The sequence below is a fragment of the Spiractinospora alimapuensis genome (assembly GCF_018437505.1).
GTDB lineage: Bacteria > Actinomycetota > Actinomycetes > Streptosporangiales > Streptosporangiaceae > Spiractinospora > Spiractinospora alimapuensis.
Genome location: NZ_CP072467.1, coordinates 878241 through 901757, shown reverse-complemented (window position 1 = coordinate 901757; position 23517 = coordinate 878241). Strand labels below are relative to the sequence as shown.

The window sequence follows — 23517 nt, the reverse complement described above, 5'->3', positions numbered from 1 at the left end:
CGTCCACGCACCGCCGGTCCCGTGCGGGATCGGCGGATCGACCGGCCGCGACGCCCGTCCGGACCCGGCGTGAGAACCGGAGGTGGTGCCATGTCCTCGGCACTCGACGGTGCGCGGTCGACGGTGCGGAACCTCGGCGAGGAGATCGGCGGCTACAAGGTCGAGATCCTGCGGGGCGGCATCATGATGAAGCCGGTCCGGCCGGTGCACAACAAGACACTGCGGCTGGTGTGGAACGCGTTGGCGGGCCAGTTGGACGCGGGATGGGAGTTCGTGAGCGACGTCCGGGTTCCCTCCGTCGAGCTCGACAGCGAACTCTGCCCCGACCTGGCGTTGATTCCCGCGGCGGAGGAGGCCAAGAACCTCGCGGAGTACCCACCGGATCTGATCGAGATCGCGATCGAGGTCGTCTCGCCCAGCAGCGTTCGCCACGACTACGAGGACAAGGCGGGCTTCCACGCCACGGCCGGGATCCCGCTGTACGTGCTCTTCGACCCCTATCGCGCCGCCTGCACCTGGCTGTGGACACCGCAGGCGGGGGAGTACCAGGATCGACAGCGGCGAACCTACGGCGCGGTGGCGCGTCTGTCCAGCACCCTGGGGGAACTCACCGTCGACACCGGCACGCACCCCACCGACCCGCAAGCCTGAGCCCGGGAGTGGCCACGCCCGCCGCCGCGGCCACCAGTGACGGTCGTGACGCCCGCCCCCGCGGAGAGTCACGACCGTCGTTCCATCCCGCCTCGGCTCACCCACTCAGCCGGCGGAAGCGGCGCGCCGCGAGGGGCACGAACACCGCCATCAGCACCAGGGGCCACACCACGGCCAGCAGCAGCGCGTTCTGCGCGACGAAGGAGTCCCCGGTGATCGAGGGGTTCCCGAACAGCTCCCGGGTCGCGATCACCGTCGCGCTCAGCGGGTTCCACTCCGCCAGCGGGGCCAGCCAGCTCGGCATCATGTCGGTGGGGACGAAGGTGTCGGCGACCATCGCCAGCGGGAAGACGAGCGAGAAGTACTTCATGGCGGCCTCGGGACTGGCCAGCAACAACCCCAGGTAGATGCCGATCCAACTGAACGCCAACCGGAGCAGCAACAGCAGGCCCAACGCGGCGAGCGCCGACAGCGGGTCACCGCGCACCTGCCACCCCACGAGTATGCCCATACCGACGAGGATCGCGAGGTCGACCACGGCCATCATGACGTCGGCCAGCCCGCGGCCGGCGAGCACCGCCGAGGAGGACATCGGCAGGGACCGGAACCGGTCCACCACGCCGCGCTGGGTGTCGGACACCACCGCGATCGTCGTGTTGCCGATCCCGAACGCCATGGTCAACGCGAACAGTCCCGGCATCAGGAACTCGCGGTAGTCCCCGTCGGGGAGGGTCAACGCGGCGCCCATCGCCTCACCGAAGACGAAGCCGAACAACAGGACCGCGAGCACGGGGATCATCAACGTCCCCGCCACCTCGTCGGGCTTGCGCGCGAGGTGCAGCAGATGACGTCGGGTGACCACCCAGGTGTCGGTCGCCCCCCAGGCCAGACGGGTGAACCACGGCTCCGCCTCGCCCGTGTCCTCGCGCGGGTGCGTCAGGACCGTCATGCCACACCTCCGAGCGTGCGCCGTTCCTCCTGGCCGGTCAGACTCAGGAAGACGTCGTCCAGGCTGGGTCGGTGCAACGCGATGTCGGCGACGTCGACGTTGGCGTCGTCCAGCGCCCGCACGGCGGCCCGCAGCGTCCGCGTCCCCTCCCGCGCGCGGACCGCGACCCGCATCTGTTCGAGGTTGACGTCGGGGTCCTCACCCGTCGCGTGGCGAACCGCGCCGGCGATCGCCGGCAGGTCGGCCCGGTCCGCGGCCTCGACGTGCACACGGCCCGCGCCCACGCGGCGCTTCAGCTCGGTCGGGCTCCCCTCGGCGATGACCCGACCGGCCTGCACCACCGAGATCATCGCCGCGAGCTGGTCGGCCTCCTCCAGGTACTGGGTGGTGAGCAGGACCGTGGTGCCGTTGTCCAGCAGTTCCCGCACGGCCTGCCACACGTCGGCGCGGCTGCGTGGGTCCAGCCCGGTCGTGGGCTCGTCCAGGAACAACACCCGGGGGCTACGGATCAGGCTGACCGCCAGGTCGAGCCGCCGCCGCATCCCTCCGGAGTAGTGGCGTACGGGCCGGTCGGCCGCGTCCTCCAGACCGAAACGCTCCAGGAGCTCGTCGGTGCGGGCACGGGCCTGCCGACGGCGCATGTGGTAGAGCCGCGCGAACATCTCCAGGTTCTGCCGACCGGTGATGACGTCGTCGACGGCGGCGTGCTGTCCCGCCAGACCGATTCGCGAACGCACCCGCTCGGGAGCGGAGGCGGCGTCGCAGCCCGCGACCGTCACCCGACCGGTGTCGAAGCGCAGCAGCGTCGTGAGGACCCGTACCGCGGTGGTCTTCCCGGCGCCGTTCGGGCCGAGCAGTGCGTGCACGGTCCCCGGCGTGACCGAGAGGGAGAACTGGTCGAGGGCACGTCGCCCGTCGCGTGCGCCGTAGGTCTTGACGACGTCGACCGCGTGAATGACCGGATCGTTGGCGTCCATCACACGACCTCCATGACGCGTGAGTCGACGGTCTCGACGGTGGCGACGGTGTGTGTCTCCGTGGCCAGGGTGACGTCCTGGTAGCGACCGGTGGCGATCCGGGCCACGTTGCGCAGGGACTCACTGCCCGCCGTGTAGTAGGCGCAGTGACCGGTGATGGCGCCGGTCGCGATCCGGGTCGCGCCCAGTCGCGGGTGGAGCGGGTCGCGGCCCAACCCGAGGCTGCCCACGCGCGCCTGGGGGAAGAAGCGGATCCAGTCGCCCTCGGCCCGTGCCGCCCACAGCCGTCCCGCGTAGTCGAGCTCGGTGTGCGAGCGCACCCCCATGCCGGGGCTTCCCAACGCGACGCAGTCCTGGACCCGCGCGGAGGAGAGGGCCAGACCGCACACCGTGGTGCCGTAGCTGTGTCCCACCAGTGTGATGTGGCTGGCGCGGGGCAGGCCGTGGGTCAACCGGGCGAGGTCGTGGGCGCCGTGGTGCGCGGGACGGTTGGACGCGGCCGAGACGAAGCCGCTGGGCGCGTGGTACCCGACCCACACCACCACCGCCGAGCGAACCTCCGGCGCGGTCGCCCGCATCTCCCGCAGGAGTGTCCACCCGCGCGCCCGGGGCGCCACGGCCTCCTCGTTGGTGTAGTAGTTGCCCTGGTGGTGCCCGTTTCCGGGAACGATGACCGCGATGTGGTCGGCGGTGGCCAGGTCGCCGATGGCCTCCACGATGCGCCCGGTCCCTCCGGCGTCGCGAGCGAGGATCTGATCACCGCCGACGTCGCGCGGGACGTACTCAAGGGGCTGGCCCAAGTGAACTGGAGTGTGCGGCACGGCGACCATCGTCTCTCCTCGCTTCTGTGCCGGTTTTCTAGGAACGTGTCTGACGGTACGTGTCGGGGCGTGTGCGCCACGATGACGTATCCCCCCGACCTCCTGCTCGCGCCACGGCTACCGAAGGGGTAGGGCTAGCACCACCACCCGCCCGATTCCCGCTCACAGTAGGGACCGACGCAGCCGCGGCGCCTCAGTCGCGAGGCGTATTCCGCGTCTGCCGTTCGACCGGGTGGGAGTCGCCCATCGGGGGTGGAAACCCCCGATGGTCAGTGATGGTGACCGGGCGGGCACGGTGGCTTCCCGGCACGTGGAGCCGCGCCTTCGGGCCGGTGTGGGGTCTTGGCAGTGGGGTGTGTCCCCCAGAGGCAGAATGGGCGGCAGGGTGAGAACGTCGAGGAGGGCGGGATGGCCAGGACGGCGAAGGGGCGGGGGGCCGGGTCGACTCCTGCGGTGACGGTGGTGACGCGGGCCGGGATCGACTTCGTGCTGCACGGGTACGAGGCCGAGACCGAGGGGGCCGCGAGCTATGGGGAACGGGCGGCCGCCGAGTTGGGTGTCGCGCCGGAGCGCGTCTTCAAGACGCTCGTGGCCGAGGTCGACGGCGTCCTGACCGTCGCGGTCGTCCCGGTCTCCGGTTCGCTGGACCTCAAGGCCCTCGCCCGCGCCGTGGGTGGCAAACGCGCGGTCATGGCTGACCCGCTCGCGGCTGAGCGCGCCACGGGGTACGTCACTGGGGGAATATCTCCGCTCGGTCAGCGCAAACGCCTGCCGACCCTCGTGGATCGCACCGTCACCGACCACGACACCGTCTACGTCTCCGCCGGACGGCGCGGAGCGCAGTTGGAGCTGAGTCCGGACGACCTCCTGGCGCTCTGCGCGGGCGCCACGGCGTCGATCGCCGCCTCGCGCGGCTGACCGGCGCGGCCTACCGCAGCCGGCGCCGGGCCTCGGCGAGGTCCTCGGGGGTGTCGCAGTCGAAGGCCGCGTGTCCACCGTCGGTGACGAGCGCGAAGTCCAGGCCGGACAGCACTCCACGCAAGGAACCGCCCGTGTAGTGCCGGAGCGCCGAGCGGAGACTGTCCGTACGCCACACGCCCGCCAGCCACTGGGGGTGTGCCGACGCGTCACCGAGCACGGCGCCGTCCCGCGAGGCCAGCGCGTCCCACAACGGGCGTAGGTGCGTCTGGGCGAGGAAGGGCATGTCGGCCGCGAGCAACGCGACCGCCGGCGCCCGTACCTCGGCGAGTCCCACGCGCAGGGCGGAGACCGGGCCGGACCCCGGCGGGTCCTCGCGGACGTAGCGCGCCGCCGGCGACGGGCGGGGTGGGCCCACCACGACCAGGTGCTCGGCGTCGGAAACCGCGTCGGCGACTCGCTCCAACAGGCTCCGGTCGCCCACGCGGGCCCCCGGCTTGTCGGCGTGGTCCATACGGCGGGCGCGACCTCCGGCGAGGATCACCGCATCGTACGGGTGTACGATCATTGTCCGTGCCTCACGTGTCCCGATCGGTCTGGTGGAGTTCATGCTAGTACGCCCCGCGTCCCCCGAGGAGTTCCCCACCATCGGTGACCTGCGCGTCACCGCCTACGTCCAGCGAGGGTTCCTCCGGGAGGACGACTCCTACGCCGCGGAACTACGGCGGCTCGGAATGGGGGCCGACACCAGGGATGAGGTGCTGGTCGCCGTCGAGGAGGACCGCCTGGTGGGAACGGTCACCCTGATGTGGCGGGGCGACCAGAGCGAACTCGTGACCAGCGACGAGGAGGCGGAGATCCGCGCCCTGGCGGTGGCCCCCGACGCCCAGGGGCGTGGTGTCGCCCGGGCCCTGGTGGGCGCCACCGTGACCCGGGCGCGGCGGTCGGGGGCCCACACGCTCCTGTTGTGCACCCAACCCACGATGCGCCGAGCCCAGCGCCTCTACGACGCCTTGGGCTTCCACCGCCGCCCCTCCCTCGACTGGACCCCGGACGGCGTCGACTTCACCCTGCTCGCCTACTCCCTGTCCTTGGCGTCGTCCCCACACGCCGACGCCCGGACCGGCGCGGAGGCATAGCGACGCGGCGCGGCCGTTCCGGCGGCCGAGTCGGGGGCTCACCTCGGATCCCCACGACCCGTGGGGGTCCGCGCCAGCAGTGTGCCGAGGACGCGCTCCCCGTGGGTCCACAGCAGGGAACCCCCGGCGTCGGGAACCAGATGGCGTTCGGCTCCCGCGATCCGTGTCGCCAGGAACCGGCCCCGGTCGGGGGAGTGCGTCGTGTCCTCGGTTCCGTACCAGATGTCGACGGGAACGGTGATGGCGGACAGCGGGAGATCCCACTGGTCCATCGCGAGAACCGTGTCTCGTGCGTAGCCCACCGCTCCCTGGGCGAACCCCTCCGCGAGCGCGCGCCGGTACGCCGCGTCGAACCCGGGATCCTTGTACACCGCGAGGTCACGGGTGGGGCTCCTGGACAGCACCATGTTCCGTATCCGGTCGGCGGTGAAGGTCAGGAAGTCCGCCTCGACCCCCGCCGGGTCGTCGTCGATGGCCTCGACCAGCGCGTGCAGCTCGGGCGGCAGGTCGGCGGCGAACTCCGGCGCTGCCACCTCGTCGGCGCCGGCCACCACCGCGACCGCCGACGCGGTCCCCATCGCCGCGCAGGCGAGCGCGAACGGAGCTCCCTGGGAGTTTCCGACCACGGCGGGGTGCCCGATGTCCCTGAGACTCGTCAGGTTCTCCAGATCCGTGGCGAAGTCGCGCAGAGTCCGTCCGGGGTCGGGGCTGGAGACACCCAACCCGGGGCGGTCCACCGAGATCAGCCGCGCACCCACGGCGTCAGGAACCCCACAGGCGAGCCCGAGCGACCGGCTCGTGCCAGCACCGGGACACAGGACGACGGGAACCCCGTCGCGTGGCCCCCACTCGGCCCACCCGAGCACTCTGCCGTCGTCCAGGGTCGTCTGCCCCACTCGGGTCGGGGGCTCACCGTATGTGTTCATGTCGGAGGAGTGTGGCAGGCATTGATCGCCACCGGCCATCGAATTCCCGGTTCCGGGCGAAGCATGATGCCGGCGGCCGGTGCTCGGTTAGCGGCCACCGAGTGTTCACCGACCACGCGAAGGGCTCGTCGTATGGTCGGTGCTGAGGTCCGAGTCCACTGGGGAGTGTTCGGTGGGTCGTGGTGTGTCCGGTGGTGCTTGAGTTAACCGATACGGCGTTCTGCCAGAACGCGGCGCTTGGGAGCTGCACGGTTGGGTGTGGGAGGCCCTCAGGGTGTAGGGCCACGAGTTTGTCGGTTGGCCCACTGTGGTCCCTGCACTCAGGATGCTGCGGCCGATGTGGCGTGAACGCGGCCAGGACCGGATGGTCTGAGTGGAGTAGGTCTTGTCGGCCAGAACACGCACAGGCCACTGCCGGGGATGTCCCCAACCGTAACGGAGGACCCTAGGTCGTGTTTTTTGAACGGGTGAGGTCGCGGAGCCAGATCCGGATGGAGGCGATTTGCGTGGTTCCGTCGTAGATCGCGGCGCGTTTGTCGTATCTGGTCGCGACTGCTCGGTTTTGTTTGGGTAGGTTGATGGATCGTTCGACGGTGTTGCGGTTTCGGTAGGTGTCCCGGTCGAAGGTCGGGGGTCTGCCGCCTTTGGCTCCTTTGCGTTTGCGGTTGGCGCTTTGGTCGTGGGGTTGGGCGATGGTCGCCCGGATGCCTCGTCTGCGCAGGTGGGCCCGGATCGCTGATGAGGAGTAGGCCTTGTCTGCCAGTAGACGGTCTGGGCGAGTCCGTGAGCGGCCGGCGCTGCGCGGTAGCCGTAGCGCGGCCATTAGCGGCTCGAACATGCGGGTGTCCCCGCGTTGGCCGGGGCTGGTGGCGATGGCCAAGGGGCGGCGACGGTTGTCGGCGATCAGGTGAATTTTGGTGGTCAGTCCTCCCCGGGAGCGTCCCAGTGCTTCGGATCCGTCCGGTTCGTTCCGGGCCGTTTCCCCTTTTTTGTGGCGCCGGCGGCGTGGTGGTGGGCGCGCACGGTGGTGGAGTCGATGCCGACCTCGAGGGCCTCGCCGGTGGCGGCGTCGATACGCAGCCGTTCGGCGATCCTGTCCCAGGTCCCGTCCAGTGACCAGCGGCGGTGCCGCCCGGCGGCGGTCTCCCAGGGCCCGTACCGCTCGGGCAGATCCCGCCAGGGGATCCCGGTGCGGGTTCTGAACAGGATCGCGTTGATGACCTTGCGGTGGTCGGCCCACCGCTTTCCTTTGTGGGGGTGGGCGGGCATGAGCGGGGCGAGCAAAGCCCATTCCTCGTCGGTGAGTTCATGGCGTCGAACCATGAGACCAAGAGTTCCAAAGACCCCGCCCACCCCGCAGACCCTCCACAAAACACGGCCTAGACGCAGACGTGACCACAGCGTCGTCGTGGGCCCGCAGGTGGTGCGGTACGCGGCCGAAGGCGCCCTCATGAGCCCAGTGGCGGTGGCGGCTTTGGACACAATGCCAAGGGTCGCAGCGTTTGGTGAGGTCACGCCAGGCGCAGCCCGTCGGGAGCTTCTACAGCGTTCCATCGAGCATGCTGCGGTGATCACACCATCGCCCACCGCGCCCGTGGTTGAGGGGAGGAAGTGGCGCGACATGCTCCCAGGCCACATCGTTATCTCATGACGTCAAACCACGTCCCGTGGCAGGTCCGACCCCGCTATAGCAGGTGAACGTGTACATCCACTTGCTGGATGTGCGGAAACCTTGATCGGGGTAGAGAAATCCCTGATGGGGGGATGGGGGTGGGGGACGTTGGTGTGATGCGGGCTATCGCGCGGCGGTGCGGCCTGGCCAGGGGGCGAGGCTCGGGAGTGTGGAGACGTCGGGGACGACGAGTCTGTTCCCGCCGCTTCGCTAGGGGCGGGGGCTCGCTCGTGTCACGGGGGGCTTTGCGTGGTGGGCTCGGCCACTGGTCGGCAGGAGCTGTTGGCCCGAGGCAGCCCGTCCCCACGCCGGCCGCGGTGTCCGAGGGGTCGGCCTGTGGCAGTCGCCGCGTCGAGCCTGGCGGGGCGCACTCACCGGGCCGGACCGCCGTCGGAGGCGGGGAGCTGCCCCACGCGGTCCAGGGGTTCGACCCCTGAACCCCCTGTCGGCCCTGCGGGTCACTCCGGGCTCAGGTCGGCGCCGCCGGTCAGTCACCGGCGGCGAGCATGGTGTTGAGGAACGCGCGGTAGCGGCGGATGGTGTGCCGGAGCTGTTCGGTGTCGGCGTCGTTGGTCGTCCACCGGGCCTCGAGTGACGCGTGGTGGTCGCTGAGGCGCTGCTGGAGGGTGCGTAGCGTCTCGGCGACGAGGGCGTCGGCGTCGCGGACCGCGGCGTTGGGGTCGTCGACGAAGTCGCCCTGTAGTTGGCGCCATCGGCCGCGCAGTCCCTCGCGCTCCTGGGCGGAGAAGCCGGACCAGGGCTCATCGGAGGCCGGCGCGGCGGGCGCGGCGGGGGTGGCACTGGCGGCGTCCGCCGTGGAGCCGGAGTCGGGGGATGGCGGGGCCTGATCGGAGCCGCTGGGCGCGGAGCGCGGAACGATGGTTCTGGGACGTCGTCCGCTCCCGGCGAGGGTGCGGGGCGCGTCGCCGTCGGCGTCACGGGGGGAGGGGGTCGCGGGGTCGGGGGCCATGGGGGTCCTCCTTCGGGTCAGGGGGTGTCCGCATTGGCCAGCGGTGGCTGGTTCGGGGGATCGCTGGGTCGGTCGCCGGACTGTGCCGGGCTCTCCAGGAGCTGGGTGAGGAAGTCGCGATACCGGATCAGGGCCTGACGGTGGTCCTCCGTGCTGGGTGGGCCCTGACCTCCGCCGCCGCGGAGCTCCTGGGCTCCGCGGTAGTGTCCGACACTCCCGGGGAACTCCACCGACAGGTAGTCCAGTCGCTGCTCCACGGTCTCGCACGGGTAGCCCAGGGCCGACGCGATCCGCGCCACCAGGTTCTCGGCCCGCTGGACCGCGATCTCCGGCCCGTCCACGAACTCCTCCTGCACCTGTGCCCACTCCCGCGTGAACTCCGCCCGCTGGGCCGGCGTGAGTGGTCGGAGGGTCAGGCGACGGTGGCGGCGTAGGCGCTGGGCGAGTTCCCGTTCGGTGCTGCGGCGGTCCCCGCTCTCCATCAGCAGCCGTAGGTACTCGGGTCCGAACCGTTCGCGCAGTCGACGACCGTGCCGTCTCCAGGCGACGCCAGCCGTGACGCCGGCCACGACGAGCAGCACGAGGACACTGAGGAGGACGGCGTTCCACAGACCCATGCCCATCAACGGCCTTTCGGGCTCCCGACGCGGGGGAGTGCGCGGTGGGGCCCCGCGTATCAGACGTCGCGTCCCAGAGATTGCCCTCTGGCGCGGCGACGAAACCCCGACACCCACGACGCTGGCGGTGTGGCGGTGGCCCGTCGACGACGGACCACCGGTTCAGCCCTTGACGCAGATCACCTGGCGTAGGTGCGCGACGACCTCCACGAGGTCACGCTGTGCGTCGATCACCGCGGAGATGTCCTTGTACGCGCCGGGGATCTCGTCGAGGACGCCGACGTCCTTTCGACACTCCACCCCGCTGGTCTGACTGATCAGGTCGTCCTGGGTGAAGGTCTTCTTGGCTCGGGACCGGCTCATCACTCGCCCCGCCCCGTGCGATGCCGAGTTGAACGACCGCGGGTTGCCGAGTCCCCGGACGATGTAGGTGCCGGTCGCCATCGAGCCCGGAATGATCCCGAGATCACCGGATCCCGCACGAATCGCCCCTTTTCGGGTGACCAGAACGTCCACTCCGTCGTAGGTCTCCTCCGCCACGTAGTTGTGGTGGCAGGTGATCCACTCCGGGAAGGTGACGCCCGGGAAGCCGTCCCGAAGCACGGTGCACGCCAGCCCCATCATCACGTCGCGGTTCCGGCGCGCGTACTCCTGTGCCCAGTAGAGGTCACGCCGGTAGGCGTCCATCTCCGGGGTCCCGGCGACGAACACCGCGAGGTCACGGTCGGGCAGATCCTGGTTGTGCGGCAGGTCGCGGGCCTGGCTGATGTGGTACTCGGCGAGCTCCTTGCCGATGTTGCGCGACCCCGAGTGCAGGACCACCCAGACGCGACCGTCGTCGTCCAGGCAGACCTCGAGGAAGTGGTTCCCACCACCCAGCGTCCCGATCTGCTTCTCCGCCCGGTCCCGTCGCCGCAGCACCGTGGGCGCGAGCGTGTCGAACCGGTCCCAGAACTCGGTCCACCCGGCGGTCCTGAGGCCGTGGATCCGTCGCGGGTCGACCGGTGTGTCGTGGGCGTTGAACCCGACCGGGACCGCCTTCTCCAGCGCGGAGCGAAGGGACCGCATGTCCTCCGGCAGGTCCTCGGCGGTGAGGGAGGTCCGGACCGCGGTCATCCCGCAGCCGATGTCCACACCCACGGCGGCGGGGGACACGGCGTCGCGCATGGCGATCACCGAACCGACGGTGGCGCCCTTGCCGTAGTGGACGTCCGGCATCACGGCGAGCCCGTGGATCCATGGCACCGCGGACACGTTGCGCAGTTGCCGCATCGCGCCGGGATCCACCGTGGCCGGGTCGGCCCACATCCGGATCGGGGTTCGCGCTCCGGACACCTCGGAGAACATGACTCTCTCCTCATTTCCATCATCGGATACCCCAATGGAGCCAGAGCGGGCTGAGGACGCGCAATCGGATTTCCGCGTGCCTCGGTGCCTCGGACCCGTACCGGCCCGAGGCGCCCGCTGGGACCACGCCAGGAATCAGACCCTCGGGGGACGCCCGACCCCGGTCCTCCCGCGTAGCGTTCCCGCCGAGACATCAGGAGCCGCGCGGCGGTGAGGCGGCGCGAGCGAGGACAGCACAGGGAGAGGACACGCCGTGAACGAACGCTTCCGACGCTTCGTGACCGTCGCCGCGCCGCTGGTGTTGGCGATCGTACTGGTCGCCCACCCCCGAGGGGAGAGCCACCACCACACGATGATGGACAACCCTCTCCTCTGGCTGGGGCTGCACGTTGCCCTGTTGCCACTGTTCGGATTGTTGACGCTGTCCGTCATGGCGCTCACCCGCGGACTGGCCGGCGCCGCCGCTGTGGCGAGCCGTGCCTTCGCCGGGATCTTCGTCGTGTCCTACACCGCCATGGACGCGGTCGCCGGTGTCGCCAGCGGGGTTCTCGCCGTGCGCGCCCAGGACCTCGCCCCGAACGAACAACGCCTCGTGGCCGAGCAGGTGAACGCGTTCACGACCGACTTCACCGCACCCCTGGACGGTGCCGGAGGGCCCGTCACGCTGATCACGATGGCGGGTGGCGTGAGCTGGGGCCTGGCGGTGGTGTTGGCCGCTGTCGCGCTGCGACGCGGAGGACACGCCTCGACCGGCGCGTTCATCCTCATGCTCGCCGGGGCGCCGTTCTTCGTGCACGACGCCCCGATCGCTCCCGTCGCGTTGGGCGCCCTGGCCCTCGGTGCGGCCCTGGTCCATCGCCGCGCCATCGCGAACAGCGCCCAATCCGCCGCCGAGGTGGACGGCGCGCGGGCGACGCCGAGTACCTGAGCACACCTGACCCGGCGGCGTTCCGTCGAATACCGAGCGGTGAGCCGTCGGAGGGAGGGCTCGGCGGTGGAATCAGTCGACGGTGATGACGTCGACGACCGCCCGCACGTCCGCGCGGACGCTCTCCGGCAGGATCGCCGACCCCGTCTCGGCCGAGGCGGCGCGTTGGCCCTCCTCGCTCACGACGTAGGACAGGAAGCCGGTGAGCAGGTCGACCTCCTCGGCGTCGTCGTAGGCGAGGCAGGCGACCTCGTAGGCGATGAGCACGACGGGGTAGGTGTCCGCGGCGGTGGTGCCGTAGTCCAGGTCGAGCGCGAGGTCGTGTTCCTCGTTGCCCTCACGTGGGGTGGCCTCGGCCACGACCCGGCCGGCCGCTTCCGGGGACGGAGCGACGAACGCGTCACCCACACCGACGTTCGCGGCGTCGAGCTCACCGGCGTGGGAGACCTCCACGTAGCCGATCATGCCGTCGCCGCCCTCCACGGCGGAGGCGACACCGGAGTTGCCCTGCCCCGCCTCCACGGGCTCGATCGGCCACTGGCCGCTGGCGTCGTGCGGCCAGGCCTCGCCGGCGGCCGCGTGGAGGTACTCGGTGAAGTTCTCGGTGGTTCCCGACTCGTCGGAGCGGCTCACCGGCTGGATGGCGGTGTCGGGGAGGTCGAGGTCGGGGTTGTCCGCGGCGATGGCGGGATCGTCCCAGGCGGTGATGTCCTGGTTGAACATCCCGGCGATGGTCTCGGGCGAGAGGTTCAGCCCCGTGTCGATGCCGTCCACGTGATAGACGACCGCGATGGGAACGGCGAAGGCGGGGAGGTTGACGGGAGTGGCGCCCGCGCAGCGGTCGCGCGCTTCCTCGGTCTCCTCACCGTGCAGCGCGGCGTCGGTGCCGGCGAACGTGACGGCGCCGTCGATGAATTGGCTGCGTCCGCCGCCCGAACCGATCGGGTCGTAGTTGATGGTCGCGTCGTCGCACTCCTGCTGGTACCCCGCGATCCACACCTGCATCGCGAGCTCCTGCGCGCTGGAACCCGCTCCGCTGATCGTGCCCTCGGAGCAGGCCAGCTCGTCGGGGACGGGGGGCGCGTCCTCTGGCGGTACCGCCGCGTCGCCTCCGCAGCCGGCGAGCAGGACGCTGGTGAGCGCGGCCCCGCCCAATGCGCGGGATCGCCCGAATCGTGGCCGCACGAGTTCCTCTCCAACGGATGACCAGCTTGCAGAGACGAACCTAGCAGCCGGTGAACAGCGCGTGACCACGCCCCCTGGCCGGTCAGGCAGTGTCCGGATCGATCGAGGTCCAGGTGCGGGCACACACCGCCGGGGTCGGCGTCGGCGCCGGACTCACTCGGTGAAGGAGTCGAAGGGGACCGTCTCCCGCAGGAAGCCACGGCGGCCGAGGAACTCGCCCAGGTACTCGCGGTGTTCGTCACAGGCGAGCCAGGTCTTGCGCCGGTCGGGGGTGTGGATCCGCGGGTTGTTCCACACCAGTACCCACCGCGCGTTCGCGTGGCAGTCCTTGCGGGAGCACCGGGGGGTGGGGTCGTCGGTCTCGCTGGGTGCGTTCATGCCGACAGCTCTACCACCGGGTGAGGGGAAACGGCGACGCCGGGTGGCTACGGGGGCAAACCACCCGACGTCGCGCCACGGTGCCCGACGGGGGCTCGGAACACCGCAATCACGTTCCGACGGGGGATCGGAACGTTGTTGCCCAATGTACACGGACAGCCCGCTCAGTACATCAAGACTCGATTACGACGTTGTCTCGGGAACGTCCCGTGTGTCACGAGGCCTGGCTCACCGAGGACATGTTGAAGTCGGGAACGCGCAGCGCGGGCATGGCCGTCCGGGAGAAGTAGTCGCCCGTCTCGCGGGAGAGCGCCGGGACGGTGACCCCGGCCTCGGTGGCGCGCTCCAGCAGGCTCGCCGGCGACTCGTTGAACCGGAAGTTGTTGACCGCGCCCACGATCTCCCCGTCCTCCACCAGGTAGACCCCGTCGCGGGTCAGTCCGGTGAGCAGGAGCGTCTGTGGGTCGACCACGCGGATGTACCACAGGCAGGTGAGCAGCAGACCGCGCCGGGTGTCGGCGATCATGTCGTCCAGGGTGCGGGTCGCGCCGTGGTGTTCCAGCACGAGGTTGTCCACGAAGCCCGTCACCGGCTGACCGGTGAGGTCGGCGGAGTGACGGGTCTGACCGAGCGCGCCGACCGTGCCCTGGTCGATCCACCGGGTCGGCCGCAGCGGGAGGCCGTTGTCGAACGCCGTCACCGTCCGGCCGGTCCGCTCGGTGGCCAGGAAGGGGGCGCACTCCAGGCCCGGTTCGGCCGGGTCACTGCGCAGGGTCACGGGGAGGTGGGCCAGCCGTTCACCGACACTGGTGGCCCCGTTCGGCCGCGAGAAGACGGTCCGCCCTTCCTCGGCGTCGCGCGCGCCCATCGCCTGGTAGAGGTCGATCATCATGTCGCCGACCGTCGACGGGGGCATCAGGGTCTCGTAGCGCCCGGCCGGCAGGTCCATCGTGCGGCTCGCCCACTGGGTCCGGCGATCGGTCTCCGCGGCGAGTGCGAGGACGTCCACGTCACCGAAGTCGCGGGTCGACTGCCCGACCCACGTCGAGCTCGCGAACTCCGGTTTCTTGGCGTTGAGCTCGATCGTCCCGGTCGGTTGACTGTGGCACAGACGCACCCCGGTGGAGGTGCCGAGATAGGTGGTGGTGAGGTCGTGTTCGGCGTAGCCGTACAGCAGTTGCCCCGTCGACCGCGCGCGGCCGAAGGCCTCCCCGAGTCCGTCGGCGACGTCGCGCAGCACCGACATGTCGGTGACCGGAGCCTCGGAGGTGAAGTCGCCCGACGCGGCGTCCTCGGGCGTGAGGAGGGGACGGGCCTCCTCCGCCGGGGCGGCCTCGCGGCTCACCGCCTCCGCCGAGGCGACCAGCTCGGCCAGGGCGTCGTCCGGTGCTCCGGTGCGGCTCACCACCCCGGCGGCGGTGCCCTGGGGGCCGTGGGTCAGCGCGATCACGGTGACCGTGCGTCCCCGTGTCACGCCGTTGGTCGTCAGCGTGTTGTTGGCCCACCGCAGGTTCGCGCTGCTGGTCTCGGAGACCAGCACCATCGTCTCGTCGGCCCGACTGAGGTGGAGCGCGCGCTCGACCGTGTCCTGGGCGGATCGTCGCACGGCTGCTGGACGGCTCACTGGCCACCCTCCTGAACGGTGTTGAGAACCCGGACTCCTTCGAACAGGGCGGTCGGACAGCCGTGACTCACGGCCGCGACCTGCCCCGGCTGCCCCTTCCCGCACATGAAGGACCCGCCGAGCACGTAGGTCTGGGGTCCGCCGACCGCCGCCATCGACCCCCAGAAGTCGGTCGTGGTGGCCTGGTAGGCGACGTCGCGAAGCTGTCCCGCCAGCCGGCCGCCGGAGATCCGGTAGAAGCGCTGTCCGGTGAACTGGAAGTTGTAGCGCTGCATGTCGATCGACCAACTGCGGTCTCCGACCACGTAGATGCCGTTGTCGACACCGGAGATCATCTCCTCGGTCGAAGGGCCGTCCGGCGCCGCCCGCAGGGACACGTTCGCCATCCGCTGGATCGGAACGGACTCCGCGGAGTCGGCGTAGGCGCATCCGTTGGACCGGTCGTGGCCGTGCAGCGCCGAGATCCGACGGTCACGCTGGTGCCCGACGAGCACGCCGTCGCGGACCAGTTCGAAGGAGCCGGCCGCGACGCCCTCGTCGTCGTAGCCCACGGTGGCCAGCCCGTGGGGCACCGTGCGATCCCCGGTGACGTTCATGATCTCCGAGCCGTAGCGGAGGGATCCCAGCTTGTCCGGGGTGGCGAACGACGTTCCCGCGTAGGCCGCCTCGTACCCGAGCGCCCGGTCCAGTTCGGTGGCGTGTCCGATCGACTCGTGAATCGTGAGCCACAGATTGGACGGGTGGATGAGTAGCGCGTAGTCCCCCGGCTCCACGCTCGGCGCGGCGAGCTTCTCCGCGAGCAGCTCGGGCAGTTCGGCCAGCTCCGGTTCCATCGCCGTGAGGTACTCGTAGCCACGGCCCGCGGGCGGGGTGATCGTCCGCATGCTTTCCAACGTCCCCGTCGCGGTCGAGATGACCTCCAGAACGGGAGCCATGCGCACACGTTGCTGCGTGGTCGTGGTTCCGGCGGAGTCGGCGTAGAACTTCTGTTCCTTGACCTGCCACAGGTGGGCGTCGACGTGATCGACACGTGGGTCGGCGAGCAGGCCTCGGCTCCACCCGGCGAGCACGTCGGTCTTGTCACTGGTGGGAACGGAGAACGGGTCCACCTCGTACGCCGACACCCAGGTGGCGTCGGTGTGGACCGGTTCCGGTGCGAGCTCGATCCGCTCGGAGTTCACCGCCGCCGACATCACGGCCGACTCCACCGCACGCGTGGCGGTCGCCACCGCGGCGTCGACGCCCAGCAGGCTCGTCGCGGCGAACCCCCAGGTGCCGTCCTTGATGACCCGGACGGCGAACCCGAGGGTGTCGGTGTCGGCGGCGGACTCCACACCACCGTCCGCGAGTACGACCAGTTGACCGACCATGCGCTGCAGCCGTACGTCGGCGTGCTCCGCGCCGAGGTCCCGGGCTCGTTGCAGGGCGGCGTCGGCCAGTTCTCGGGCGGGAAGGGCGAGGAATTCCGCGTCTATTGCAGGCACGTAGAGCACCGTAACGTGTCGCCCGGCGCGGGTTCCAGGGCCGCCCCGCCCGTTTCGGGACCGAGACGGCGCCGCGGCGCGGATGGTCCGTGGGACGACGTGGTCAGTCGCCCGAGCCGCGTCGTACGTCGACGTGGACGTGGTCCAGGTGGCGCAGGATCTCGTTGTCGGGATCGGGGGAGTTGTAGTCGCGCCACTGGGGCAGCCGGGAGGAGAAGATCCGGTCATCGAAGATGATCACGTCGACGTCGAGGTCACCGGCGTGGGCGACCAACCAGTTGGTGAGGACCCACCCGGCGCGACGGTTCTCCTCACTCACGGGGCGGAAGAACACGTCGACGGCGCGTCCCTGGTAGTGGGCGGAGTTCTCTCCGTGCCCCTCGTCGACTCCGCCGGGTTCGAACCCGCCGACGCTGAGCTCGCCGAAGACGTCCCGCATCTCCTCCAGCACGTTCTCGGCGCGTGGGGTGAGTCCGGAGTCGTTGAGGTCCTCCTCGACCAGATCGTCCGATCCCGACACCGAGCAGGTCAACACGGGGCCGGGGCCGTCGGCGGGACCGTCGCGCAGCAGGTCCAGGGCGTCGGACTCGACGTCCTGGACGTCCACCTCGACGTCCTCCACGTCGTCCCGGGACTCCAGGGCGACTGCGGTCGTGGCGCGCTGGGCCTGGTCGAGGGAGAGCGCGAACGAGGCGTCGCCCTCACCCACCGAGCACGCTTCGGTCCAGGGGAGCACGGCGCCGCTGACGCCCACCCGCTCCAGCAGGGGAGCGGCCCACAGCACGACGGCGGCGACGACGGCCCCCAGACACAGGAGTGTCACCACGATCCGTGTCACGTCGCGTCCCCCCGGTTGTGTCCCACACGGCGAACGTTACCTTCGCGGCGAAGGCGGTCTGACCGGTCCGCGGCCTCTGACCGATTCGACCGCACGTGGCTTTTCCGTTCGATGTGGGTCCGCCCCCGCACCCGACGGGGCCGGACCTACGGGCAGATCTCGTCCAGGGACGCCGGTTCGTCGCCCACCTGACGGCCCGGTGTGGTGGGGGAGGCACTGGGAGAGCCGCTCCAGTCCTGCCACTCCGTGGACTCCTCGTCCTCGGCGCCCTCCTCGGAGGTGTCCGCGTCCTCGTCGGGGGCGTCGTCGTCGGCCGCGCCGGTCTCGGTGGCGTCAGGGGTCGAGGTGGCGTCCTCTTCGGCCGCGGCCTGGGCGTCTTCCTGCTCCTGTACCGCCTCGGCCACCATCTCCCGGACCTCCTCCCAGTCCGGGTAGGCCGTCGACACCTGCGGTGGCGATAGCTGCAGCGTGCGCATGGACCCCTGCGGGACGAGTTCCGCCAGGTCGACGAAGTTGCTCACCAAGGCCAGGGGGACGTCGGTCTCCAGGGTCGCCTCGGCCGCGTCCGCGAGGTCCTGGAAGCTCGTGACGACGGTCCAGGGGTCGACCTGCTCGGCGACCGCCTGGATCAGGCACCCCTGCCGTCCCATCCGCGTGTAGTCGTCGCTGCCGATACGGGAGCGCACGTACCACAGGGACTGCTGGCCGGTGAGCTGTTGGACACCCGGCTCCAGGACGTCACCCCGATGGCCCCAGGGAATCTCGTCCTCGATCCGGATCCGCACCCCGCCGATCGCGTCGATCAGGTCCTCGAACCCCTGCATGTCGACCATGGCGTAGTAGTCGACGTCCAGACCGATCGCGTAGCCGATCGTGTCCTTGAGGGTGTCGGCCGCGGGGTTGGGCACTCCCGGGGTCACCGCGAGCTCGGGATCCTCCTCGACGACCTGGTACACGTCCTGCAGCAGTTGGTCGAAGCCGGTGGGCTCGGGGTAGAGCTCGGCGAGTTCGGAGTCCTCCGGGAACGGCACGTTCTGCAGGTTTCGCGGCAGACCGATCAGCACCACGTCGCCGTGCTCGACGTCGATGTTGGCGACCATCATGCTGTCGGTGCGCACCCCGTAGCGGTTGTCCCCACCGTCGCTGCCGATCAGCAGCATGGAGACCCGGTCCCGGTCGCCCCACACCGCGGTCGGATCCTCGGAGGACGACGGATGGTCGGGCGCGTCCGCCCCGAAGATCGAGGTGAGGCGATCGTGCGCGATGTAGGTGCCGCGCAGGGTCGCCGCGGCCGGCGCGGCGACGGTGAGGCACAGCGCGGCGACGACGACCACCGAGGTGAGGCGGGCGAGAACGCCACTGCGTTCGGGCCGCAGCAGGACGTAGGAGTGGACGACGACCGTGCACCACAGCAGGGCCAGCACCACGGCCGACCCGCCCAGGGCGAGCAGGACGTTCGGGCGCAGGGCCAACCGAGCGGCGCGTGTGGCGTCGCCCATGAGGTAGGCGGCGACTCCGGCGGCGACGAGAAGGACGACGTACCCGACGATCAGCGCGGTACCGGCGCGGCGCTTCCCGGCCCGCAGATGCGCGGAACCCGGAAGGATGACGGAGAGAGCGGTCCACAGGAGGGCACGCGCGGTCCCCGGACGGGACACTGGGGGCGACGACTCGGGCATCGTCCTCCTTTCTGTCAAGAGTCGGACTTATGGGTATCACAGGCTGGCGCCCACTCGGTGGCGAGGGGCCAGGTCGGCGCGCGTCCACCGCACCCGGTTCCGGCCCGGCGCCCGCTCCCGGAGTGGGGTACCGAGCACCGAATGGCCCCCATCCGCTATTCGGTGCGGGAATTTGTGCGGATTCGCCACCAGATCCTGGCACGAGTGTCATGATCTGGCCCCAGGGCCCGCTGGGTGACACCATTCGACAGGAAGGCCGCGCCGTGCTCGACGCCATCGACGCTGCGCTGATCAAAGCGCTCCAGACCGATGGACGAGCGACCTACCAGACCCTGGCGGAGGGCGTGGGACTGTCCCGGACGGCCGTGCGGGCGCGGGTACGCCGCATGCTCACCACCGGAGCGATCCGCGTCGTGGGGATCCCCCACGCGGGACTGACCGGGATGCAGGTGTTCGCGCTGGTGGAGTTCACCGTGCACGGCGCGAGTGAACATCTGGTGACCGAACTCCAGCATCGCGACTCCGTCATCTTCGCCGCGCACACCGCGGGGCGGGTCCCCGTCGTCGCCTACCTGCGTACGGCCAACGACAACCAGCTCGCCACGGAGCTCGCCACCCTGCGGCGCGTCACGGGCGTCGCGCGCACCGACGTGTTCCGCGCGGCCGTGGGACCACGCGAACCAGTCGGCGCCTCGGACCCTCGCGCCGCCGTCGACGGGCTGGACTGGCGGCTCATCCGCCTCCTCCAGGAGGATGGCCGCGCGTCCTACGCCGAGCTGGCCCGACACGTGGGGCTCTCCCAGGCCGCGACCCGTTCGCGCGTCGTGCGCCTGATCGGCATCGGGATGGTGCACGTCACCGCGCTGCTGGAGCCGGCCACCATGGGGGTCAACGAGTGCGTGGGATTCGGCGCCCACTGTCGCGGCGACGCCGCGGCGGCGGCCGCTCACCTTGGTAGGGTTCCCGGAGTGAACTTCGCGATCAGTGGTTTTGGTCGCTTCGACGTCATCGGCGTGGTCGCCGGCGCCGACCGGGCCGGGGTCGTGGAGACACTGGGGGCGGTCCGCTCTCTCGCCGACATCACCGAGGTGGAGACCTGGGCCCACCTCGGCGTGGTCAAGGAACGACACCGGGTCGCGCGCGACGGAGGTCAGGGTGGGCGAACTGTGCCTGGGGGAGCGTTCCTTCCCCGTCGGAAGCCACGCCGTGATGGCGGTGGTTAACCGGACACCGGACTCCTTCTACGACCGAGGCTCGACCTTCGGCTTCGACGCCGCGGTCCGCGCCGTCGACACCGCGGTCAGTCGCGGAGCCGACATCGTGGACATCGGTGGTGTCCGGGCCGGCTACGGTCCGGCCGTGGACGCCGTCGAGGAGGCGCGCCGGACGGTGGGACTCATCGAAGAGGTCCGCCGCCGCCACCCGACCGTCGTGGTCTCGGTCGACACCTGGCGCGCCGAGGTCGCCGACCTGTGCGCGCGGGCCGGAGCCGACCTCATCAACGACACGTGGGCCGGCGCGGACCCCGACCTCGCCCGGGTCGCCGCCGACCACGGCGCCGGGCTGGTGTGCAGCCACACCGGGGGACTGGCGCCCCGCACCGACCCCCACCGCCCGGAGTACACCGACGTCGTCGCCGACGTCGTCGACACCGTGTGCCGACTCGCCGAGCGTGCGGTGGACCTCGGCGTCGCCCCCGAACGGATCCTCGTGGACCCCACCCACGACTTCGGCAAGAACACCTACCACTCCCTGGAGCTCACCCGCCGCCTGCGGGAGCTCACCGACACCGGGTGGCCGGTGCTGGTCGCGGTGTCCAACAAGGACTTCATCGGCGAGACGCTGGACGCGCCGGTGGGTGAGCGGCTGGCCGGCACACTGGCCGTTCTCGCGGTCTCGGCGTGGCAGGGGGCGCGCGTCTTCCGGGTCCACGACGCCGCGGCCGCGCGTGACGCCCTGGATCGGGTGGGTGTCCTCGCGGGACGATGACGGGGCCGGCGACCGCGCCCCACCGTTCCGCCACCGGGGGAGTCAGGGCCGTCGTCCGGACGAACCCCTCCCGGCACCTTTCGCGGTTTTTCTCGCCCCGACACCTTGCGCGACCCCGAAGTTACCCGTGAGTATTTGTGCATGAGCGGAGGCTCAGCGCAAGGCGCGCGTGGCCGGCCGTCCCTCCGGACCTCCCGTGGCGCACGTGCCCTGTCCTGGCCGGTGATGGAGGTTGACGTGGCGCTCGCGGACACCCTGACCGCGTTGGGAACGACGGCACTCGCCAAGAACGGGGCCCAGTCGCTGGGATCTCACCTGTTCCCGGTATGGCCCGGAGCGGCCCTGGCGGGAGCGGCGCTGCCCGTGGCGTGCCTGCCCGGTGACAACCTCGCCATCCACGTCGCGGTCGCGCAGGCGACGCCGCGTACCGTCCTCGTCGTGGACACCGCCGCGGATCCGGACTACGGCTACGTCGGCGAGATCCTGGCGGTGGCCGCCCAGATTCGCGACCTCGCGGGGATCATGGTCGAGGGGAGCGTGCGTGACGTCGTGGGCATCACCCGCTGTGGACTTCCGGTCGTCGGCACCGGTGTCTCGGTACGTGAACCCACCTCCGAACGTGGCGGAAGCGTCGGTGAGACGGTCCATCTGGCCGGGGGAGCCCAGCCGGTGCGGCGCGGCGACTGGGTCGCCGCCGACGAGGACGGAGCGGTCGTCCTCGCCCGCGCCGACACCGCGCGGATCGTCGCCGCCACCATCGCCGCCTCCGAACACGAGCGCACCGTCCTGGACGCGCTGTCCAACGGACGCAGCACGCTGGACGTCCTCAATCTGGACCCCTCACGCGTCACCGGCTGGTCCGGAGCCCCCGTCGCCGCCCGAGCGGTGGGACGCCCCTGAGGCCGCGACGGCCACGGCGATTTCGGGACCCGACCGCGAAGCAGACCGACGCCCCGGTGGGGGAGTCGTCCTCGTCGCCCCGCCCCGCCCGCCCGTGGATCCCGAGGCTCGGCGCCGGAGGTGGCGATTCGGGGTTTACGTGATCCTCGGTGAGGCGTCGCGGCGGACACGGAACGGGGAGCGCGGGGTCGTGCGTGGACTCGGGAGCCACGGCGATCGTCCTCGCCCACCGGCGACGGCATGTTGGCGAGGACGGGCCCCCTCACCGGGACCACCACACGGCCAGGGTGGCGACGGGATCGACGACGCACGGCGGGGCACGTGACCGGTCTCCGCCAGCGGCGGTATGGCGAAGACGGGAACACGATCCTGTACGCCGGTGGGCTGGATGTCCAGACCCTGTTGGTTGGTGGCCCTGCCCCCTGCTGAAACGACATAGGAGGGCCTTCGGTCCTGGTGTGGATGTCTCACGTCCACCAGCGGGAAGGCCCTCGAGGCCCCACGCCATCCAGACCGACGCCGCGCCCACACCCGACCCGAGCGTGCCGTCATCGAACTCCGCCACCTCCACGGGTGGGGACCTGCCCGTACCGCCGGACACCTGGCATGCGCGCCTCGACCGTGCGTCGGCTCCTGGCCGGCTACCGCTGCGCCCTCCCGTACCACCTGGACCGGGCCACAACACGCGTGATGCGCCCCGACGAACGCCAGCACCCCGGCGAGCTGGTCCACGTCGGCGGAGAGAAACTCGGGCGTCATCCCTGCCGGCGGGGCCACCGTGTCCACGGTCGAGCCCAAGGCAGGGCGAACAGGCGCACGAGCGCCTCCGCCCGCGAAGGCGCCAACCCGTGATCGGCTTTGGCTATCCGCACACCGCCAGAGATGACCACTTCCGGCTGGCCTCCACCGAGATCCTGACCGATAACAGGGAAGAGACCGCCACCAGCCGCGGGCACGCGCCGCCGCCTTTTTCGCGCACGGTCGCGGGGTCCACTGCGCGCCGGCTCGTCCCGTCGACCAGCGACGGTGTGTGCGGTAGGGACGCGTCTCCCGTCGGTCACCGCATGGCCACGGCGGTCCCCCGAAGGCGGGGCCGGAAGCGGCCGAGGCGGGTACGTGTGGGGTGCTGATCGGTAGGGTGAGGCGCGACACACTCACGGATCGGTCGGGCAGGTCATGATCGAGATACTGGTCCCCCTCACGTCGAGCGCGTTGTTCGCCGCGGCCGGCGTCGTGGGGTTGGTCGTCGCCGACAGGTGCGCGCCCCATCGGCGTGTGTTCACGATCGTCGGCTCCATCCTCATGATCGTGTACGCGGCCAGTTCCCCGTGGTTGGTCACCGTCGTCGCCGGGGCGGTCGACCCGTGGCTGTGGACCGCGTACGACATCGTGCACACCGCCGTTCTGGTGCTCGCGCTGCTGTTGTTGGCCGTTGCCGCGCTGCGCCGGGACCCACCGACCACGGGAGCTCGCCCCGCGACGGGGACCCACCAGGCCGCTCCGCGGTTCCGGAACGGAGTCTGAC

The 23517-nt window shown here is 70.8% G+C and carries 23 protein-coding genes; 8 read left to right on the top strand and 15 right to left on the bottom strand.

Features of this window, described 5'->3' with window-relative positions; translation table 11 throughout:
• The first annotated feature begins 90 nt into the window (after positions 1-90).
• A complete protein-coding gene (locus tag J4H86_RS04235) occupies positions 91-651 on the top strand; it encodes a Uma2 family endonuclease (protein ID WP_236542198.1) in 561 nt (186 codons plus the stop codon).
• A gap of 97 nt (positions 652-748) precedes the next feature.
• On the opposite strand, the gene J4H86_RS04230 is transcribed toward J4H86_RS04235, so the two are convergent.
• The 3 genes from J4H86_RS04230 to J4H86_RS04220 are packed head-to-tail and all read right to left on the bottom strand — an operon-like array spanning position 749 to position 3377.
• Positions 749-1600 carry an ABC transporter permease gene (locus J4H86_RS04230; protein WP_236542197.1) on the bottom strand — a complete coding sequence of 284 codons (852 nt, stop codon included), beginning with the start codon at positions 1598-1600 and terminating at the stop codon, positions 749-751.
• Positions 1597-2577: an ATP-binding cassette domain-containing protein gene (locus J4H86_RS04225; protein WP_236543892.1), complete on the bottom strand. Its 981-nt coding sequence runs from the start codon at positions 2575-2577 to the stop codon at positions 1597-1599. Before J4H86_RS04225 ends, J4H86_RS04230 begins: the two co-directional genes overlap by 4 nt.
• Positions 2577-3377 carry an alpha/beta hydrolase gene (locus J4H86_RS04220; RefSeq protein ID WP_236542196.1) on the bottom strand — a complete coding sequence of 267 codons (801 nt, stop codon included), beginning with the start codon at positions 3375-3377 and terminating at the stop codon, positions 2577-2579. Before J4H86_RS04220 ends, J4H86_RS04225 begins: the two co-directional genes overlap by 1 nt.
• 429 nt (positions 3378-3806) lie before the next feature.
• Between J4H86_RS04220 and ybaK the strand changes: the two genes are divergently transcribed.
• A complete protein-coding gene (gene ybaK / locus J4H86_RS04215) occupies positions 3807-4316 on the top strand; it encodes a Cys-tRNA(Pro) deacylase (RefSeq protein WP_236542195.1) in 510 nt (169 codons plus the stop codon).
• A gap of 10 nt (positions 4317-4326) precedes the next feature.
• Here the strand turns inward: ybaK and mobA are convergent, their stop codons facing one another.
• Positions 4327-4884, bottom strand: coding sequence for a molybdenum cofactor guanylyltransferase (mobA, locus tag J4H86_RS04210; RefSeq protein ID WP_236542194.1), 558 nt, complete (start codon positions 4882-4884; stop codon positions 4327-4329).
• A gap of 40 nt (positions 4885-4924) precedes the next feature.
• Between mobA and J4H86_RS04205 the strand changes: the two genes are divergently transcribed.
• A complete protein-coding gene (locus J4H86_RS04205; RefSeq protein ID WP_236542193.1) occupies positions 4925-5455 on the top strand; it encodes a GNAT family N-acetyltransferase in 531 nt (176 codons plus the stop codon).
• A gap of 38 nt (positions 5456-5493) precedes the next feature.
• Here J4H86_RS04205 and J4H86_RS04200 read toward each other — a convergent pair whose 3' ends face one another.
• The 5 genes from J4H86_RS04200 to J4H86_RS04180 form a co-directional block, all read right to left on the bottom strand.
• Entirely contained in the window at positions 5494-6381 is an 888-nt protein-coding gene (locus J4H86_RS04200; RefSeq protein ID WP_236542192.1) for an alpha/beta fold hydrolase, read from the bottom strand.
• Between the two features lie 445 nt (positions 6382-6826).
• Positions 6827-7704 (bottom strand): IS5 family transposase gene (locus J4H86_RS04195; protein WP_394356445.1). Its coding sequence is split into 2 segments (ribosomal slippage): positions 6827-7333 and positions 7336-7704, totalling 876 coding nucleotides; the frame shifts between segments, so codons are not numbered across the junction.
• 836 nt (positions 7705-8540) lie between these two features.
• Positions 8541-9023 carry a hypothetical protein gene (locus tag J4H86_RS04190; protein ID WP_236542191.1) on the bottom strand — a complete coding sequence of 161 codons (483 nt, stop codon included), beginning with the start codon at positions 9021-9023 and terminating at the stop codon, positions 8541-8543.
• A 17-nt stretch (positions 9024-9040) separates the two neighbouring features.
• The gene (locus J4H86_RS04185) at positions 9041-9640 is read right to left on the bottom strand and encodes a hypothetical protein (RefSeq protein WP_236542190.1); all 600 of its coding nucleotides are present in this window, start codon (positions 9638-9640) and stop codon (positions 9041-9043) included.
• 162 nt (positions 9641-9802) lie between these two features.
• Positions 9803-10987: an RtcB family protein gene (locus J4H86_RS04180; RefSeq protein WP_236542189.1), complete on the bottom strand. Its 1185-nt coding sequence runs from the start codon at positions 10985-10987 to the stop codon at positions 9803-9805.
• 253 nt (positions 10988-11240) lie between these two features.
• On the opposite strand from J4H86_RS04180, the gene J4H86_RS04175 reads away from it, so the two are divergent.
• Positions 11241-11915 (top strand): hypothetical protein, encoded by a 675-nt coding sequence (locus J4H86_RS04175; RefSeq protein WP_236542188.1) that lies wholly within the window; start codon positions 11241-11243, stop codon positions 11913-11915.
• Positions 11916-11987: 72 nt separating this feature from the next.
• On the opposite strand, the gene pstS is transcribed toward J4H86_RS04175, so the two are convergent.
• The 6 genes from pstS to J4H86_RS04145 form a co-directional block, all read right to left on the bottom strand.
• Positions 11988-13100 (bottom strand): phosphate ABC transporter substrate-binding protein PstS, encoded by a 1113-nt coding sequence (pstS, locus tag J4H86_RS04170; RefSeq protein ID WP_236542187.1) that lies wholly within the window; start codon positions 13098-13100, stop codon positions 11988-11990.
• 153 nt (positions 13101-13253) lie between these two features.
• Complete coding sequence (locus J4H86_RS04165; protein WP_236542186.1) at positions 13254-13478, bottom strand: hypothetical protein; 225 nt, start codon at positions 13476-13478, stop codon at positions 13254-13256.
• A 214-nt stretch (positions 13479-13692) separates the two neighbouring features.
• Positions 13693-15021 carry a metallopeptidase TldD-related protein gene (locus J4H86_RS04160; RefSeq protein ID WP_394356499.1) on the bottom strand — a complete coding sequence of 443 codons (1329 nt, stop codon included), beginning with the start codon at positions 15019-15021 and terminating at the stop codon, positions 13693-13695.
• Between the two features lie 77 nt (positions 15022-15098).
• Positions 15099-16586 (bottom strand): TldD/PmbA family protein, encoded by a 1488-nt coding sequence (locus J4H86_RS04155; protein ID WP_236542184.1) that lies wholly within the window; start codon positions 16584-16586, stop codon positions 15099-15101.
• A gap of 103 nt (positions 16587-16689) precedes the next feature.
• Positions 16690-17424, bottom strand: a complete 735-nt coding sequence (locus J4H86_RS04150) for a hypothetical protein (protein WP_236542183.1) — start codon at positions 17422-17424, stop codon at positions 16690-16692.
• Between the two features lie 146 nt (positions 17425-17570).
• Positions 17571-19103, bottom strand: coding sequence for an LCP family protein (locus J4H86_RS04145; RefSeq protein ID WP_236542182.1), 1533 nt, complete (start codon positions 19101-19103; stop codon positions 17571-17573).
• A 263-nt stretch (positions 19104-19366) separates the two neighbouring features.
• Between J4H86_RS04145 and J4H86_RS04140 the strand changes: the two genes are divergently transcribed.
• The 4 genes from J4H86_RS04140 (at position 19367) to J4H86_RS04125 (ending at position 23516) form a co-directional block, all read left to right on the top strand.
• Positions 19367-20326 carry an Lrp/AsnC family transcriptional regulator gene (locus J4H86_RS04140; RefSeq protein WP_236543891.1) on the top strand — a complete coding sequence of 320 codons (960 nt, stop codon included), beginning with the start codon at positions 19367-19369 and terminating at the stop codon, positions 20324-20326.
• Positions 20313-21092, top strand: coding sequence for a dihydropteroate synthase (gene folP / locus J4H86_RS04135; RefSeq protein WP_236542181.1), 780 nt, complete (start codon positions 20313-20315; stop codon positions 21090-21092). The genes J4H86_RS04140 and folP overlap by 14 nt, the downstream gene beginning before the upstream one ends.
• 237 nt (positions 21093-21329) lie before the next feature.
• Complete coding sequence (locus J4H86_RS04130) at positions 21330-21992, top strand: RraA family protein (RefSeq protein WP_236542180.1); 663 nt, start codon at positions 21330-21332, stop codon at positions 21990-21992.
• Positions 21993-23168: 1176 nt separating this feature from the next.
• On the top strand, positions 23169-23516 hold the full coding sequence (locus tag J4H86_RS04125) for a hypothetical protein (RefSeq protein WP_236542179.1): 348 nt from the start codon (positions 23169-23171) through the stop codon (positions 23514-23516).
• The last annotated feature ends 1 nt before the right edge of the window (position 23517 follow it).